We start from the raw sequence: 16,281 nt of genomic DNA on the forward strand, positions 1-16,281 counted from the left end.
CCGGCCCGCACCTGGAAGCCGCCGCCGGCCAGGGGGCTCGCGCCCTCGAAGGGGGTGGAGGTCACCACCGCCCCGCCCGCCGCCTCGATCTCACCCTGCAGGGCCAGCATGTAGCCGTGGCTGTCGAACACCCCGCTCTGCGGAGACAACAGGGCGCCCTCGCAAAAGAGCTCCGGCTCCAGGGCCAGGACCTGGGCCTTGGTCAGATGCGCCATGCCCTCGACGTCATTGGCCAGCGCCTGGTCCATGATCGCGCCCAGCCGGTCGGCCTCCTCGGCGTTGGTGGCCACCACCAGCTTGCCGCAACGGTCATAGGTGACCTTGTGACTGTCGCAGAAGGCGTAGAGGGCCCGGCGGCCCTGGACGCAGAGCCGCGCCTTCAGAGAACCGGTGGGATAGTAGAGCCCACCATGGACCACCTCGGAATTGCGGGCTGAGACCCCCTCGCCGATGATTGGGCCGGCTTCCAGAACCGCTACGGTCATGCCCCGGCGGGACAGGGCGTAACCACAGGCCAGGCCCACGGCGCCCGCCCCCACCACCACTGCGTCAAAATCGAATTCGGCCATCATCGGTCGTTAGCCGAAAGTCCCGAACGGCGGAACGGACAATCTTGGCATGGGCAGGTGTCGCGACGTCATAGGCGCGTAGGGTGCGACAATTTCGCCCCTGCCCCTGATCTGGATTGTCCACAGCCCTGGGCCCGAGGGTCTCCAAGCTAGGTTTGCCTACAACTGTATGCTGCTGACGTCCTTTCAGTGCGTCGTCCGCCTGTAGTGGACGACATCGCCGAGGCTGCGAGGGCGGCGGTCAGGTAGCGGAATATGGAGTTCCTTATTTGTTCTGTTCAGTCCGACCGAAGAATGACATGCTAGGTTGAATAGGAGGGGCGGCGACATGGTGGCTTGGTTAGCGTTCCTCACCGTCATGGCCGCGATGGCCGGTCTCGCGGTCTACTATCAAATCAGAGCCCTGCGGATGGACACTGTCGAGACGCCGCAGCTGGCGACGCGGACAGCAAATTTCCGTCGCCGAATGACGCGGGCAACCGCTCCTGCCTTGGTGTTGATCGAAGCTGACACCCCCGGCTTTTCGAAGATTGGCGGAGCCCCTGACTGGCGGTCGGGATCGTCCTGGCCACAGGGACCGGAAGGACGGCTTGGCTTTTTGTTGCAACTGGATCTCGCTGCAGCACATGACGCGGGCGGACCAGATTGGCTGCCAACGACGGGCGGCCTCTATGTTTTCCGCGACGACCGGTGGGGCCTGGCGGACCAGGTCTTGGTGCTCCACCAGCCGCTGGAAGAACTGGAGACGGCGGTCCCTCCAGGCGATCTGCGGGCCAAGTGGCGCCACCCCGAGCGACGGATCGGCTTCATGAGGCGCATGTCCCGACCAAGTCTTGAATGGCTGGGCGGCGACATTCGCGAGGTCGACGCCGACGCGTTTGACCGCTTCGATCTCACCGAGGGGGACGGTCCGTCCCACCAGGTCGGCGGCTATCCGGCCGAGATTCAGGAAACCTGCATGCCGCTTGAGTGCGAGTACGCCAGGCGAAAGCTGCCTTATGATCCCGGCACGGCGACGCCGGCGATCACCAAGGCGGCACGTGCGTGGCGGCTGCTGGTGCAAATTGACTCAGACCGCGCATTGAAGATGAATTGGGGCGACGGAGGCATGATCTACGTCCTGATCCGCGAGGCAGACGCGCGCGCCGGCGACTTCTCCAAGACCGTGACGATCACCCAGACCTACTGATCCGTCAGGCGTCCTCCCACTGCGCCCACAGCTTCGTCGCCTCTGCCCTGGCCTTGACCACGGCCGCGTCCTTCACATGGCCGAAGCCGCGGATCTGTTGCGGGACCTGGGCGATCTGGACGGCCAGAGCGCCGCGTTCCGGCGTGAAGCCCTTCAGCAGGCGATCGAGGTCGGTCTCGTAGTCGGTGATCAGCTGGCGCTCCATGCGCCGCTCCGCGCTGTGGCCGAACAGGTCGAACGGCGTGCCGCGCAGGCCCTTCAGCCGGGCCAGCACGGGGAAGCCGAACTCCAGCATCCAACCGCCGAAGGCGATCTTCTTCGGCCGGCCTTGCGCGTCCTTGGGCGCCAGGATCGGCGGGGCGAGCCAGACCTTGGCCTTGCCGCCCTTGAAGGTCTGGTCGCGGGCGCGGTCGAAGCGGCCGTCCGTGTAGAGCCGGGCGACCTCGTACTCGTCCTTATAGGCCATCAGCTTGTAGAGGTTGATCGCCACGGCCCGGGTCAGGGCCTCGGAGCCCTTGAGCGAGACCTGCTCGAGCCGGCGGCGATAGCGCTCGGCATAGGCGGTGTCCTGGTAGGCGCTCAGCTCGCCGAACCGATGGGTGATCAGGGTGTCGAGCGCCATGGTCTCCGGCGTCGGCGCATCGGCCTCGGCCTTGCCGCGCTTGGACGGATCATGGGCCACCTGACGGCCCAGTTCGAAGGCCTGGAGATTGGCCTCGGCCGCCACCCCGTTCAGGCGGATGGCGCGATAGAGCGCCCGGCTCGAGACGGGGATCAAGCCCTTCTGCCAGGCGAAGCCCAGCATGATCATATTGGCGTAGATGGCGTCGCCCATCTCGGTCTCGGCCAGATGGTGGGCCGGGCACTGGTCATAGGCCTTGGCCGCCGCCGCGATCCGGCGCGACATGCTGGAGGAGTCGAAGCGTACGTCCCGGTCGGTGACGAAATCGGCGGTGGGGGCGAAGTCCTCGTTGCCGCAGGCGACGGTGCGGTCCTTGGCGTAGAGGGCCAGGGCGTCGGGGCCCGCCGCCGAGAGGATGTCACAGGCGACCAGCACATGGGCCGAAGCCGCAGGCACCCGCCCGCCGACCACGGTGTCCTCGGTCTCGCCGATGCGGACATGGCTGAACACCGCCCCGCCCTTCTGGGCGAGGCCGGTCATGTCGACCACGGAGGCGGCGCGGCCGTCCACATGGGCGGCCATGGCCAGGATCGAGGCGGTGGTCGTCACCCCCGTGCCGCCAATGCCGGTGAAGACGATGTTGCGCACGCCTTCCAGGGTCTCGAACACCGGCAGGGGCGTGGACTCGGCGGTGAGCGCCGGCATCGCCTTGGCCTGGGCGTTGCCCGCCCCCTCCAGGGTGATGAAGGAGGGACAGAAGCCGTCGATGCAGGAATAGTCCTGATTGCAGCTCGACTGGTTGATCCGACGCTTGCGGCCGAACTCGGTGTTCAGCGGCTCGACCGAGACGCAGTTGGAGGCCTTGGAGCAGTCGCCGCAGCCCTCGCAGACCAGGGGGTTGATGAACACCCGCTTCTCGGCCTGCTCCAGCTTGCCGCGCTTGCGACGGCGGCGCTTCTCGGTGGCGCAGACCTGGTCATAGAGCAGGACCGTGGTCCCGGCCGTGTCGCGCAGCATCCGCTGCACGGCCATCAGCTCCGAGCGCGGCTTGACCTCGACGCCGGGCGCCAGGTCCCGGACGGCGTCATAGCGGCGGGGATCGTCGGCCACGATGATGGTCTTGGCCACGCCCTCGGCGGCCAGCTGGCGGGTGATCTGGGCCGGGGTGAAACCGCTCTCGGCCGCCTGGCCGCCGGTCATGGCCACCGCGTCATTGAACAAGAGCTTATAGGTGATGTGGCTGCCGGCCGCGATCGAGGCGCGCACGGCGAGCGAGCCGGAGTGGTTGTAGGTGCCGTCGCCCAGATTGGCGAAGACATGGCTTTCCGTGGTGAACGGCGCGGCGCCCACCCAGGTCAGACCCTCGCCGCCCATGTGGCTGTTCAGGTCGGTCTGAGGATCGGAGAAGCTGGCCATGTAGTGGCAGCCGATGCCGGCCAGGGCGCGGGAGCCCTCCGGCAGGCGGGTCGAGGTGTTGTGTGGGCAGCCGGAGCAGAAGAACGGCTTGCGCTGCTGCTCGGCGGCCAGGGTCACGGCGGCCATCGAGGCGGCCGACACGCGGCTCAGATAGTCGTGCACCCGGTCCATGTGCGGGCCGGGCGGCAGGCGGTCGGCGATGGCCAGGGCCACCTCGGCCACCGAGAGCGAACCGAGCTCGGAGAGGAGCGGATGGCCCACCTCGTCGGTCTTGCCGATGATCCGGGGCCGCGCATGGGCCGGCAGATCATAGAGCACGGCCCGGGCCTGGGTCTCGATCAGCGGGCGCTTGTGCTCGATCACCATCAGAGTCTCGAGGCCGGCGGCGAAGGCCTTCAGCCCCTGGGGCTCCAGCGGCCAGGGCATGCCGACCTTGTAGATCGAGACGCCGAGGCTGGCGGCCTCCTCGAGGCTGATGCGCATGGCCGCGAAGGCCTCGACCACGTCCTTATAGGCCTGGCCCTGGCAGACGATGCCCAGGCGCGGCCGGGCGGCGGGCAGCACGACCCGGTCGATGCGGTTGGCGCGGGCGAAGGCCAGCGCCGCAGGGATCTTCAGGGTGCGGAGCCGACGCTCCTTGTCCAGCGGCTGGTCCTTCAGCCGGATGCCCAGCCCGCCAGCCGGCATGGCGAAGTTGGTCGGGACGGTGATCTGATGGCGATCGAGCCCCACGTCGATGGTGACGCCGGAATCCATGGTGTCGGCCAGAGCGATCAGCCCGACCCACAGGCCGGAAAACCGCGACATGGCATAGCCCATCAGGCCGTAGTCCAGCACCTCCTGCACGTCGGCCGGGGACAGGACCGGCATCTCGAAGTCCTGGAAGGCGTATTCCGACTGCGACGGCAGGGTCGAGGACTTGCAGGTGTGGTCGTCGCCGGCCACGGCCAGGACGCCGCCGCGCGGATGGGTCCCGGCGAAATTGGCGTGCTTGAAGGCGTCGCCGGTGCGGTCGACGCCGGGCGCCTTGCCGTACCACATGCCGAACACGCCATCGAACCGGGCGCCGGGGAACAGGTTCGCCTGCTGGCTGCCCCAGACGGCGGTGGCGGCGAGGTCCTCGTTCAGCCCCTCCTTGAACACCACCTCGGCGGCCTTGAGATAGGTCTCGGCGCGATGGGCCTGCTGGTCGAGGCCACCGAGCGGCGAACCGCGATAGCCGGAGACGAAGCCCGCCGTGTTCAGACCTGACCGCTCGTCCAGCCGGCGCTGATCCATCAGGACGCGCAGCAGGGCCTGGACGCCGGTGATGAAAACCCGGCCCTCCTTGAGCAGAAATTTGTCGTCTAGCGTCACTTCGTTGTGCCGCATCGCAAATTCCTTCCTTTTGGGATCCCTAAAGAGCTTGCAAGATCATACAAGTTCGACGCAATTGCTTACTAAAGGCATGCCCCGACCAACCGGTTCCGGGGCAAGAATGACGCGCATTTGCACCGAGTGCAGGAGGAAAACTTGTCCGAGGCCCTCGACGCCGTCGATGCTAAGATTCTCGATCTTATCCAGCATGACGCAGGATTGTCCGTCGCCGAGATCGCCGACCGGGTCGGTTTGTCCTCCAGCCCCTGCTGGCGTCGTATCAAGCGCCTGGAAGACGCTGGTGTCATCCAGCGTCGGGTGACCATTCTCGACCGCGAGAAGCTGGGCCTGAACTTCGAGGTCTATTGCACCGTCAAGCTGTCCCTGCCGACCAAGGACAATCTGGATTCCTTCGAGCAGGCGATCGGCAAGCTTCCGGAAGTGGTGCAGTGCGCCACGGTGACCGGCGCCGCCGACTATGAGCTGCGGGTGGTGACCCGCGACATGCACGCCTTCGACAATTTTCTGCGCGAGAAGATCCTGGGCCTGGGCCTGGTGTCCAATATTGAGAGCCGGATCGTCATCCGCTCGGTGAAGAACACCACCGCCGCGCCCTTGGGCCTGATCAGCCCCTATGTGAGCGCCCAAGGCTAGCCAACAGGCGCGCGCCATCCCAAGTTCCCGGGAGCTTCAAGGAGAGCCCCATGATCGAACGCGTCATCGACCAGCGCCGCCGCGATATCGGCGGCTTCGAGGTGGGGCGTGTCCTGCCTCAGGCCGGCCACCGCATGGTGGGGCCCTTCATCTTCTTCGACCACATGGGTCCAAAGGGGTTCGAGGCGGGGTTTCCGCGCACGGTCGACGTCCGGCCCCATCCGCACATCGGCCTTTCGACCGTCACCTATCTGTTCGAGGGCCAGATCACCCACCGCGACAGCGTCGGCGTGACCCAGGAGATCCGTCCGGGCGAGGTCAATTGGATGACCGCCGGGCGCGGCATCACCCACTCCGAGCGGTTCGAGGACCTGCGGGCCCATGGCGGGTCCCTGCACGGCATCCAGGCCTGGGTGGCCCTGCCCGACGCGCTGGAAGAGACGGACCCCAGCTTCGCCCATCACGACGCCGCAGATTTGCCGACCTATGAGGGCGGCGGCATGTGGGCCCGACTGATCGCCGGCAAGGCCTTTGGCGCTGAGGCCAAGGTCAAGACCCACTCGCCGATGTTCTACGCCCACTGGGCGCTGGAGGCCGGCGCCAAGGCCCAGCTTCCGGCCGAATATCCCGAGCGCGCGGCCTATGTGGCGGCCGGCGAGGTCGAGGTGGACGGCCACACCTACCGAACGGGCCAGATGCTGGTGTTCAGCCCCGGCGAACCGGTGCTGTTCACCGCCCAGACCCCGGCCATCATCATGCTGCTGGGCGGCGAGCCGGTGGGCCCGCGCTTCATCGACTGGAACTTCGTGTCCTCGTCCCAGGAACGGCTGGAACAGGCCAAGGCCGACTGGCGGGCCGGGCGGATGAAATTGCCCGACGCCGACGACGCCGAGTTCATCCCCCTGCCCTGAGCGCCCGGATTAGTCCTTCAGCGCCTTGCGGGTCTGTTCCCAGTACTGGGCGCCGGTGATCAGGGTGATGAGGGTGGCCAGCCAGAACAGGCCGTGGATGGCCATGGCCACGGGATCGCGCAAGCCGGGATCGGCCGGCAGGTCGAAGGCGCCCCAGGAGGCCAGCAGCAGCTCCCCGCCCAGCGAGATCAGTTGCAGGGTGGTCTTCCACTTGGCCAGCAGGGTGACCGGCAGCTTGATCCCCTTGCCGGCCCCTACCTCGCGCAGGGCGCTGACGGTGAATTCGCGGAACAGGATCAGGCCCGCCGGCAGCACCACCATCGGCTGGGGCCCGAGCGCCATCAGGCCCAGCACGGCGCCGGCCACCAGGACCTTGTCGCCGATCGGATCGAGGATGGCCCCCCAGACCGTGACCGCATCGAGCTTGCGCGCCAGCCAGCCGTCGAAGAAGTCGGTGACTGCGGCGATCACGAAGGCCCAGAACGCCCAGCGTTCCAGGGAGAACTGCATGTCCACCGTCAGCCGCTCGCTGAAATAGGGCACGCCGCCGGCCGCCAGGGCCAGGGCGACGAACATGAAGAGCGTCAGGACCAGCCGGCCGGCCGACAGGATGTTCGGGATCGATTTCATGCGTGTCCTTTAGGCCTTGCGGAAGAAATCGAAAATGCGCTGAGCCAGCGGTTGGTTCACGCCGTCGACCTTGGCCAGGTCCTCGATCGAGGCGCGGGAGACGCCGCGCGCTGATCCGAAGGCGTGCAGCAGGGCGCGCTTGCGGCCCGGCCCCACCCCGTCGATCTCGTCCAGCGGGTTCTTCTTCATGTCGGCGGCGCGGCGGACGCGGTGGGTGCCGATGGCGAAACGGTGCGCCTCGTCGCGCAGGCGCTGGAGGTAATAGAGCACCGCCGACTTGGGCTCGAGCATGAAATAGGGCTTGCCCGGAATGTAGAAGCGCTCAAGGCCAGCGTCGCGGTCGGGGCCCTTGGCGACGCCGACGACAGGGATGTCATCGACACCCAGGTCGGCCATGATTTCCACAACCACGCCCACCTGGCCCATGCCGCCGTCGATCAGAACGAGGTCGGGTCGGATGGCTTCGCCGCCCTCCTCCTCTTCCTTCACCAGGCGGCCGAAGCGGCGACGCAGCACCTCCTTCATCATGCCGAAGTCGTCGCCGGGGGTGAGCTCCGTGTCCTTGATGTTGAACTTGCGGTACTGGCTCTTCTGGAAGCCGTCGGGCCCGGCCACGATCATGCCGCCGACGGCATTGGTCCCCATGATGTGGCTGTTGTCATAGACCTCGATCCGCTCCGGCGGCGCGTCCAGGCCGAAGGCCTCGGCCACGCCGTTGAGCAGCCGGGTCTGGGCCGAGCTCTCGGCCATCTTGCGGCCAAGCGCCTCGCGGGCGTTGGTCAGGGCGTGCTCGACCAGCTGGCGCTTCTCGCCCTTCTGGGGCTTGAGAATCTCGACCTTGCGACCGGCCTTCATGGCGAAGGCTTCGGACAGCAGGTCCCGCTCCGATGGCTCGACGCTGGTCAGGATCAGCTTGGGGATCGGCTTGTCGTCATAGAACTGGCCCAGGAAGGCGCTCATGACGTCGAGGTCCTCATCGGACTTGTCGACCCGGGGGAAATAGGCGCGGTTGCCCCAGTTCTGGCCGGCCCGGAAGAAGAACACCTGGACGCAGGCCTGACCGCCCTCGGCGAACAGGGCGAAGACATCGGCCTCGTCGGTGCTCTCTGGATTGATCTGCTGTTCCTGGGCGACCGAGGCGAGCGCCCGGATGCGGTCGCGCAGGCGGGCGGCCAGCTCGAACTCCATGTCGTCGGAGGCGGCCTGCATCTGCTCGGACATGCGGGTCATCACCGCCCGGCTCTTGCCGCGCAGGAAGGCCTCAGATTCTTCGACCAACCGGCCGTAGTCCTCCAGGCTGATCAGGCCCGTGCAGGGCGCGGCGCAGCGCTTGATCTGGTGCAGCATGCAGGGCCGGGTGCGGCTCTCATAGACGCTGTCGGAGCATGACCGCAGCAGGAAGGCCTTCTGCAGGGTGTTGAGGGTGCGGTTGACCGCGCCGGCGCTGGCGAAGGGGCCGAAATAGTCGCCCTTGATGGTGTGGGCGCCGCGATGCTTGCGCAGCTGCGGGGCGGCGTGTTCGCGGCGGATGACGATCTCGGGGAAGCTCTTGTCGTCGCGCAGCAGCACGTTGAACCGGGGCTTCATCTGCTTGATCAGATTGATCTCGAGCAGCAGGGCGTCGGTCTCGGTGCGGGTGGTGACGAACTCCATCGACCGGGTCAGGTCGACCATCAGGGCGATGCGCTGGGTGTGGAACCGCCCTTGGGCGTATTGCAGCACCCGCTTCTTCAGCGAGCGCGCCTTGCCGACATAGAGCACCTCGTCATTCTCGCCGATCATCCGATAGACGCCCGGCGAGTCCGGCAGCCGGCGCACCTGGTCCTTGATCAGGGCGGCGCCCTTCAGCGGCGTCTCGGTGACAGGGATCGACATGGCCCTCATATAGGCGAGTCCGCCGCTTCGCGCAGGCGGGTATAACAACCCAACCGTCGACGCCGGATCGCGTCGCGTCGCTGAGGGGGAGCTGTGACTATGGAGATGGAGTCCCATTCCCCGGGCGCTGACCTGGGTGCGGCCCGGCCGCAGGTCGACTTCGAAGCGTTGTTCGAGGCCCTGCCCAGCCCCTACATGATCCTGGACCGGGACCTGCGCTATGTCGCGGCCAACGCCGCCTATTGCGCGGCGACAGAACAGAACCGCGAGGTGCTGATCGGGCGCGGGCTGTTCGAGCTGTTCCCCAATCCGGACGAGGGCGGGCGCATGCTGCGCGCATCGCTGGAGCGGGTCCTGGCCACGGGGCGACCGGATTCCCTGGCCCTTATTCCCTATGCGATCCCGCTGGCGCCGGAGCGCGGCGGGGGGATGGAGATGCGCTACTGGTCGGCGGTGCACACGCCGCTGATGGGACCGGATGGCCAGGTCGCCTTCGTGCTGCAGAACACGGTCGATGTGACCGCGCTTCGCGCCCAGGCCGGCGCGCCCGCGCCCCGGCAGGGCGAAACTCAGTTGCTGCAAAGGGCCGAGGAGGTTCAGCGGCTGAACGCCAGCCTGGCCGAAGAGTCCATGCACCTGCGGGACCTGATCATGCAGGCGCCCGGCTTCATGGTGGTGCTGTCGGGGCCGGACCACGTGCTGGAGCTGGTCAACAACGCCTATCTGAAACTGGTCGGCGGGCGCCCATGGGTGGGCAAGTCCATCGCCGAGGCTCTGCCGGAACTCGCCGACCAGGGCTATATCGCCTTGCTTGACCAAGTGACCGCGACCCAACAGCCCTTCGTCGGCCGCGCCGCCCTGGTCGGGCTGCAGAACAGCACCGATGCGCCGCAGGAGGAGCGGTTCCTCGACTTCGTCCTGCAGCCGATTCTCGGCGCCGACGGGACGACGCGAGGTATTTTCGTCGAAGGCAGCGACGTCACCGACCGGATCGCGGCGGAGACCCAGCAGAAGTTCCTGCTGGATGAGCTGAACCATCGGGTGAAGAACACCCTGGCCACCGTCCAGGCCATCGCCGCCCAGACCCTGCGCCACAGCCCCGACCCTCCGGCCTTCCGCCGCGCCTTCGAGGCGCGGATCATGGCGCTCTCGGCCACTCATAACCTGCTGACCGCCACCAGCTGGCGCGGCGCCGAGCTGCGCGACGTGCTGTCGATGGAGCTCAGCCCCTACGGCGCCGAACGCTATGGACTGGAGGGCGGGGTGGTGGACCTGTCGGCGCCGGCGGCCCTGGCCCTGGGCATGCTGGTCCACGAGCTCGCCACCAATGCCGCGAAGCATGGCGCCCTGTCTGAGCCGGGGGGTCGGGTCGAGGTCGCCTGGCGTCTGGCGCCCGAGAGCAAGCTCGTCCTCGACTGGCGCGAGACGGGCGGGCCGCCGGTGGCCGTCTCGACCCACAGGGGTTTCGGTTCAAGGCTGATCGAGCGCAGCCTCAGGGGGGACCTGGCGGGCGCGGCCGTCCTGGCGTTCCACCCGGACGGCCTGTGCTGTCACATCGAACTGCCGCTCGGTCCCGCGATCTAGCTGGCGGCGTTCATGACCGCGAGGGTCATGGCCTCGACCCCCGTGCGGATGGTGGGTTCTGGCACGGGCGCGAACTGAGGGGTGTGGTTGCCGGGCAGGAACTCGCCCTTGGCCTTGGCCGCCGCGATCTTGGCCGGGTCATAGCCCCCCAGGCTGAAGAACACCGAGGGGACGCCGGCGATGATGAATTCCGAATAGTCCTCGCTGGGATAGCCGGGCGCGGGCTCCAGCACGGCCTTGTCGCCGAAGGCGGCCTTGAACACCTTGGCGGTGCGCTCGGTGAGCGCCGCGTCATTGATCACCGCGCGGCCGCCGACCACGATCTGGACATCCGGCGCCGGGGCGCCCTCCATGGCCGCGACCGCTGCGGCGGTGCGCTGCACGCCGTCGAGGATCTTGGCCCGGACACCGGCGTCGAAGCTGCGGATGGTGCCGCGGATCAAGGCGCTGTCGGGAATGATGTTGCCGACGCTGCCGGCCTGCAAAGCGCCGACCGTCACCACGCCGAACGCCGCCGGATCCTTCTCACGGCTGATCACGGTCTGGACGTCGACCACGAAGCGCGCCGCCTCGACCACCGGATCGATGGTCATGCTGGGCATGGAGCCGTGGCCGCCGCGTCCCTTGAACAGGATTTCCAGGCTGTCGGAATTGGAGGTGACCACGCCGGGCCGATAGGAGATGGAGTCATCCGGGCCAGGACCGACATGCAGGGCGAAGCCCATGTCCGGCTTGCCGAAGCGGGTGAACAGGCCGTCGGCCAGCATGCCGCGCGCGCCGCCGGTGGTCTCCTCGGCCGGCTGGCCGATGAACATCAAGGTGCCATGCCACTTGGACTTCAGCGCCACCAGGGCCTGGGCCGTCCCGACCCAGACCGCCATGTGGATGTCGTGGCCGCAGCTGTGATCGACCGGGGTCGGCTTGCCGTTCCAGGTGGTGATCGCGTGGCTGGCATAGGGCAGGCCGGTCTTCTCCTCCATCGGCAGGGCGTCGAGTTCGGTACGCACCAGTATGGTCGGGCCGGGGCCGTTCTTGTAGATCGCCACGATGCCGGTCTGGGCCACGTGCTCGGTGACCGTAAAGCCGATGGCGCGCATCTCGGCGGCCAGCTTGGCGGCGGTCGCCGTCTCCTGGAAGCCAAGCTCCGGATGGGCGTGGATGTCCTTATAGAGCGCGTCCAGATGCGGATAATTCTTGTTCAGCTGGACGTCGATCGCCGCCTTCTGGGCCGCCACGTCCGGCGCCGCCGAGGCCGGACTGGCAAGGGCCAGGGTCGTCGCCACGCCGGCGCACAGGAGGGACTTCAGGGCGATGGAGGTACGGCGCACGGACATGACTCACCTTGGCTTGGACTGCGCCAGCTTAAACACCCCGGCGGCCACGCCGCAAAGCCGGCCAGGGGGTCGCGCGGGGAATTCACGGCCAGTGACCGCAAAGACGCCTTTGGGCAGGAACCCTCGGCGGGGATTTGGCTGGCCAGGGCTTGCAATGCGTCGGCGACCGGGCATTTGAGAAAAGATTGGCGGGCAGAGGCCATCAAAGGTTGCCAGACACCCGCTCGACATTGAAATAGGCCCCCTCCGAAAGGCCCGCGCAGATGGGCCACGGTGGGTTGTTGTGGATCTAGGGAAGGAACGGCGTTTGCATTACCAGGAGCTGAAACAGGCGTGGGCTGAGCTGACCGCTCCGGGCGCGCCCTTCGAGATCGCCGTCACCGAAGTGCGTGGCGTGCCGATCCGCACCTTCAAGAACGCCCCGCCTTCGATCCGCGAGTTCTGGCTGTCCACCGCCGCCTTCGCCGACCGCACCTATCTGGTCTATCAGGGCGAGCGCATCACCTACGGCGAGGCCCACGCCCAGGTCGCCTCGATCGCCAACTGGATGATGCAGAACGGCGTGGCCCCCGGCGACCGGGTGGCGATCGCCATGCGCAACTATCCGGAATGGATGCTGATCTACTGGGCCTGCGTCTCGATCGGCGTGGCCGCCGTGGGCATGAACGCCTGGTGGACCACCGAGGAGATGGACTACGCCCTCAAGGACTCCGCGCCGAAGGCGGTGTTCGCTGACGCCGAGCGCCTGGCCCGCATCCAGGAGCGGCCCGGCATGGCGGGAGACGCCCGGATCGTCGGTGTGCGACTGGCCGGCCCCGTGGCGGGCGTCACCCCCTATGCCGATGTGCTGGCCACTGGCGGGACCCTGCCCGACGTCCAGATCGACCCCGACGCGGACGCCTGCATCTTCTACACCTCCGGCACCACCGGCTTCCCGAAGGGCGCCCAGCTGACCCATCGCGGCTGCGTCGCCAATCTGTTCAACATGATCTCCTGCGGCCAGGCCCAGGGTCTGGCGACCCAGCGCGCCACGGGGACCCTGCCGCCCGCCGAGCCGCCGATCCCGGTCTCGCTCTTGACCACCCCCCTGTTCCACGTGACCGCCAACAACTGCGGCGCCTACATGACCACCGCCGCCGGCGGGACCATGGTGCTGATGTACCGCTGGGACGCCGGTGAGGCCCTGAAGCTGATCCAGCGCGAAAAGGTCACCGCCATGAGCGGCGTGCCGGTGATGTCACGCGAGCTGATCACCCATCCGGAATTCGAAAACCACGACGTCTCCAGCCTGATGAGCCTGGGCGGCGGCGGTGCTCAATTGCCGCCGGACCTGGTGCACAAGATCGACGCCAGCGTGAAGAGCGCCCGGCCGAACACCGGCTATGGCATGACCGAGACCTGCGGGATCATCACCTCGGTGTCCGGCGACTTCTTCGTCGACCGCCCCGACAGCGCCGGCCCGCCGGTGCCGACCCTGGAGGTCAAGTGCGTGGACGATGACGGCAAGACCGTTCCGCAGGGCCAGGTCGGCGAACTGTGGGTGCGCGGCGCCCCGGTCATCAAGGGCTATATCAACCGGCCCGAGGCGACCGCGGAATCGATCACCGACGGCTGGCTGCACACCGGCGACGTCGCCCGGATCGACGAGGACGGCTTCATCTATATCGTCGACCGCAAGAAGGACATGGTCCTGCGCGGCGGCGAGAACGTCTATTGCGCCGAGGTCGAGGCCGCTCTTTATCGCCATCCGGCCGTGGCGGAGTGCAGCGTGTTCGGGGTGCCGGACGCGCGTCTGGGCGAGGAGGTGGCGGCCGCTGTCCACCTGCGTCCTGGCATGAGCGTCACGGGCGATGAGCTGCGCGCCCACTGCGCCAACCTGATCGCCAAGCACAAGGCGCCCCGCTACATCTGGATCCTCGCCGAGGCCCTGCCGCGCAACGCCAGCGGCAAGTTCCTGAAGCGCGAGCTGCGGGAAACCCTGGCCCTGGACGAGGCCGCCTGAGCCGAAGCTAGACTCCCTCGCCCACCTGGGCCAGCAGGGCCCGGCCCGCGCCGACCAGGGCGGCGTGGGGGTGCAGGATCACCCGGGTCGGAATGGCGGCCAGGTGGGACTGGAAGCGGCCCTTGGCCTCGAAGCGGCGGCGGAATTCGCCGGCCTCCAGCTCCGGCAACAGGCCCGGCGCCATGCCGCCGCCGATCAGCACCCCGCCTCGCGCGCCGAGCGTCAGGGCCAGGTCGCCGGCCACGGCTCCCAGCAGGCCGCAGAACAGGATCACCGTGCTGCGGGCCAGGCGGTCACCGGTCCGGGCCAGGACGGGGATCTGGTCGGGCCGCGCACAGGCCGGCGTGACCGCTTCGATCTCGCACAGGGTGCGATAGAGGTTCAGCATCCCGGGGCCCGAGACCAACCGCTCCACCGACACCCGGCCGAAGCGGGGGGTCAGGCGACGCACCACCTCCATTTCCAGTGGATCGGCGGCGGCGAAGCTGGCGTGGCCGCCCTCGCCCACCAGCACCACCTCGCGGCCGTCGACCCTGCGCCAGCTGGCGGCGTTGAAGCCCGTGCCGGCTCCCACCACCGCGATGGCGCCGCCCGGCGCGCCGGGAATCTGCGGTCCGATCGTGTGGAGGTCGCTGTCGGCCAGTTCCGGCGCAGCCCAGGCCACCGCCTCGAGGTCATTGATCAGGGCGGCCTGGTCGAGCCCGAGGCGGGCGCGCAGGCCCGTGGCGGTGAGCGTCCAGTCGAGATTGGTCAGGGCGACGCGGTCCTCGGTCACCGGGCCGGCGCAGGCGATCATGGCCAGGCTGATCCGCTCCCGCAGGCCGATGGCCGCCATATAGGCCATGGCGGCGTGCTCGGCCGTCTGGTGGCCGGCGGCCTTGATGCTCATCGGATCGCGCAGCATCACGCCGCCCGGCCCGATCTCGGCGATGGCGAAGCGGGCATGGGTTCCGCCGAGGTCACCCAACAGGGCGAAGCGGATCGGGCTGGTCTTCAGACGCGTGGACATGGACGCCTCGGGACTTGGCGGCCGCCGGCTGTTCACGAGGGGACATACCCGCGCAAAAAGACCGTTGTTTCCGCCCGTTGAACCAGCGATATATTGACAGCGCTGTCAACAACTGTCCAGCCGGGAGCCCGCCGTGTCCGCCGACCTGAACCTAACGGACGCTGCGGATCGGCAGGACGATCAGCCCGCCCAGACCGCAGGTCGCGGCCGCCACCAGGAACAGCGCCCGCAGGTCCGCGCCGAACGCCGTAGTCAGCCAGACCGCCAGGAGCGGCGCGATGATCTGAGGGATGGCGTTGGAGAGGTTGATCAGGCCGAGGTCCTTGCCGGCGTCATCGGCCGAGGGCAGCACCTGGGTGATCAGGGCCATGTCGACGGCGTAGTAGCAACCCGCCCCGCAGCCATAGGCGACATAGGCGATCATCGCCGTGGACCAGCTGGGCGCCAGGGCGAAGGCGGCGATGGCGAAGGCCAGGATCAGGGCGCCGGCGGCGACGAACAGCTTGCGCCGCCCCACCCGGTCGGAGATCAGCCCGCCCGCCAGGGAGCAGGCGATATTGGCCACCGCCGCCACTGCGGTCAGCAGGGCCAGGCCCTGTTCCGCCGTGCGGCCTGGGAACAGGCGCGAATAGTGCAACACGTCCTGCAGGAAATAGAGCGTGTAGCCCTGCACCACCACGAAGCCGAGGATCACCATCAGGCGTCCGGCCCAGGCCAGGGCGAAGTCGGGATGCTCCCGCGGGTCGATGGCGAAGGCCTTCCACCGCGCCGCAAGGCTCGGCCGCGATCGCGCGACCGGGGCGGCCGGTCGATCCTTCAGCGCCAGGGTGAAGGGCAAGAGGGTGGCCACCAGCACCACGGCGATGGCGATGTAGCGCAGGGCCTCGCCGGCGATCAGCCCGCCGACCACCGAGGTGCCGACCAAGGTCCCCAGGGGATAGCCCAGGCTGAGCATGGCCGAGACCAGCCCCTTCTGGGCGTCCGGCACCTGATCGGCCATCACCGCCAGCAGGGCCGCGAACAGGAAGTTGAACCCCAGTTGAAACACCATGACCGCGGTCATCAGGGCGAAGGCGTCCTGCGCCTGATAGATCAGCCCATAGGCGGCGAGCGTGCCGGCCCCGCCGATC

Annotated in this window: 12 protein-coding genes; 5 read left to right on the forward strand and 7 right to left on the reverse strand. The window is 68.0% G+C overall.

Features of this window, described 5'->3' with window-relative positions:
* On the reverse strand, window positions 1–569 hold a 569-nt coding region (locus Q7P21_RS12400; RefSeq protein WP_304177301.1), incomplete at its 3' end, for an NAD(P)/FAD-dependent oxidoreductase.
* A 328-nt stretch (window positions 570–897) separates the two neighbouring features.
* On the opposite strand from Q7P21_RS12400, the gene Q7P21_RS12405 reads away from it, so the two are divergent.
* On the forward strand, window positions 898–1,758 hold the full coding sequence (locus tag Q7P21_RS12405) for a YwqG family protein (protein WP_304177303.1): 861 nt from the start codon (window positions 898–900) through the stop codon (window positions 1,756–1,758).
* Window positions 1,759–1,762: 4 nt separating this feature from the next.
* Here the strand turns inward: Q7P21_RS12405 and Q7P21_RS12410 are convergent, their stop codons facing one another.
* A complete protein-coding gene (locus Q7P21_RS12410; RefSeq protein WP_304177304.1) occupies window positions 1,763–5,167 on the reverse strand; it encodes an indolepyruvate ferredoxin oxidoreductase family protein in 3,405 nt (1,134 codons plus the stop codon).
* 141 nt (window positions 5,168–5,308) lie between these two features.
* On the opposite strand from Q7P21_RS12410, the gene Q7P21_RS12415 reads away from it, so the two are divergent.
* On the forward strand, window positions 5,309–5,806 hold the full coding sequence (locus Q7P21_RS12415; protein ID WP_304171847.1) for an Lrp/AsnC family transcriptional regulator: 498 nt from the start codon (window positions 5,309–5,311) through the stop codon (window positions 5,804–5,806).
* A gap of 50 nt (window positions 5,807–5,856) precedes the next feature.
* Window positions 5,857–6,717 carry a pirin family protein gene (locus tag Q7P21_RS12420; protein ID WP_304171845.1) on the forward strand — a complete coding sequence of 287 codons (861 nt, stop codon included), beginning with the start codon at window positions 5,857–5,859 and terminating at the stop codon, window positions 6,715–6,717.
* Between the two features lie 9 nt (window positions 6,718–6,726).
* Here Q7P21_RS12420 and pgsA read toward each other — a convergent pair whose 3' ends face one another.
* Both pgsA and uvrC read right to left on the reverse strand, forming a co-directional pair.
* The gene (gene pgsA / locus Q7P21_RS12425) at window positions 6,727–7,347 is read right to left on the reverse strand and encodes a CDP-diacylglycerol--glycerol-3-phosphate 3-phosphatidyltransferase (protein ID WP_304171843.1); all 621 of its coding nucleotides are present in this window, start codon (window positions 7,345–7,347) and stop codon (window positions 6,727–6,729) included.
* A 9-nt stretch (window positions 7,348–7,356) separates the two neighbouring features.
* Window positions 7,357–9,222 (reverse strand): excinuclease ABC subunit UvrC, encoded by a 1,866-nt coding sequence (gene uvrC, locus Q7P21_RS12430; protein WP_304177306.1) that lies wholly within the window; start codon window positions 9,220–9,222, stop codon window positions 7,357–7,359.
* Between the two features lie 99 nt (window positions 9,223–9,321).
* Between uvrC and Q7P21_RS12435 the strand changes: the two genes are divergently transcribed.
* Window positions 9,322–10,806, forward strand: a complete 1,485-nt coding sequence (locus Q7P21_RS12435; RefSeq protein ID WP_304177308.1) for a sensor histidine kinase — start codon at window positions 9,322–9,324, stop codon at window positions 10,804–10,806.
* Here the strand turns inward: Q7P21_RS12435 and Q7P21_RS12440 are convergent.
* Complete coding sequence (locus Q7P21_RS12440) at window positions 10,803–12,134, reverse strand: amidohydrolase (protein WP_304177310.1); 1,332 nt, start codon at window positions 12,132–12,134, stop codon at window positions 10,803–10,805. The genes Q7P21_RS12435 and Q7P21_RS12440 overlap by 4 nt on opposite strands.
* Window positions 12,135–12,447: 313 nt before the next feature.
* On the opposite strand from Q7P21_RS12440, the gene Q7P21_RS12445 reads away from it, so the two are divergent.
* Complete coding sequence (locus Q7P21_RS12445) at window positions 12,448–14,142, forward strand: class I adenylate-forming enzyme family protein (protein WP_304177312.1); 1,695 nt, start codon at window positions 12,448–12,450, stop codon at window positions 14,140–14,142.
* A 7-nt stretch (window positions 14,143–14,149) separates the two neighbouring features.
* On the opposite strand, the gene glk is transcribed toward Q7P21_RS12445, so the two are convergent.
* Together glk and Q7P21_RS12455 are read right to left on the reverse strand one after the other, a co-directional pair.
* Window positions 14,150–15,151 (reverse strand): glucokinase, encoded by a 1,002-nt coding sequence (gene glk / locus Q7P21_RS12450; protein ID WP_304171191.1) that lies wholly within the window; start codon window positions 15,149–15,151, stop codon window positions 14,150–14,152.
* A 151-nt stretch (window positions 15,152–15,302) separates the two neighbouring features.
* Window positions 15,303–16,281: MFS transporter (locus Q7P21_RS12455; RefSeq protein WP_304177314.1), on the reverse strand; the 979-nt coding region annotated here is incomplete at its 5' end.

Source organism: Phenylobacterium aquaticum, assembly GCF_947378715.1.
In the GTDB taxonomy this organism is placed as follows: Bacteria; Pseudomonadota; Alphaproteobacteria; order Caulobacterales; family Caulobacteraceae; genus Phenylobacterium; species Phenylobacterium aquaticum_A.

Coding starts and splice junctions, on each gene's coding strand:
- glk (WP_304171191.1), bottom strand. CDS start 15,151: ATGTCCACGCGTCTGAAGACCAGCCCGATCCGCTTCGCCCTGTTGGGT.
- Q7P21_RS12410 (WP_304177304.1), bottom strand. CDS start 5,167: ATGCGGCACAACGAAGTGACGCTAGACGACAAATTTCTGCTCAAGGAG.
- Q7P21_RS12420 (WP_304171845.1), top strand. CDS start 5,857: ATGATCGAACGCGTCATCGACCAGCGCCGCCGCGATATCGGCGGCTTC.
- Q7P21_RS12435 (WP_304177308.1), top strand. CDS start 9,322: ATGGAGATGGAGTCCCATTCCCCGGGCGCTGACCTGGGTGCGGCCCGG.
- uvrC (WP_304177306.1), bottom strand. CDS start 9,222: ATGTCGATCCCTGTCACCGAGACGCCGCTGAAGGGCGCCGCCCTGATC.
- Q7P21_RS12405 (WP_304177303.1), top strand. CDS start 898: ATGGTGGCTTGGTTAGCGTTCCTCACCGTCATGGCCGCGATGGCCGGT.
- pgsA (WP_304171843.1), bottom strand. CDS start 7,347: ATGAAATCGATCCCGAACATCCTGTCGGCCGGCCGGCTGGTCCTGACG.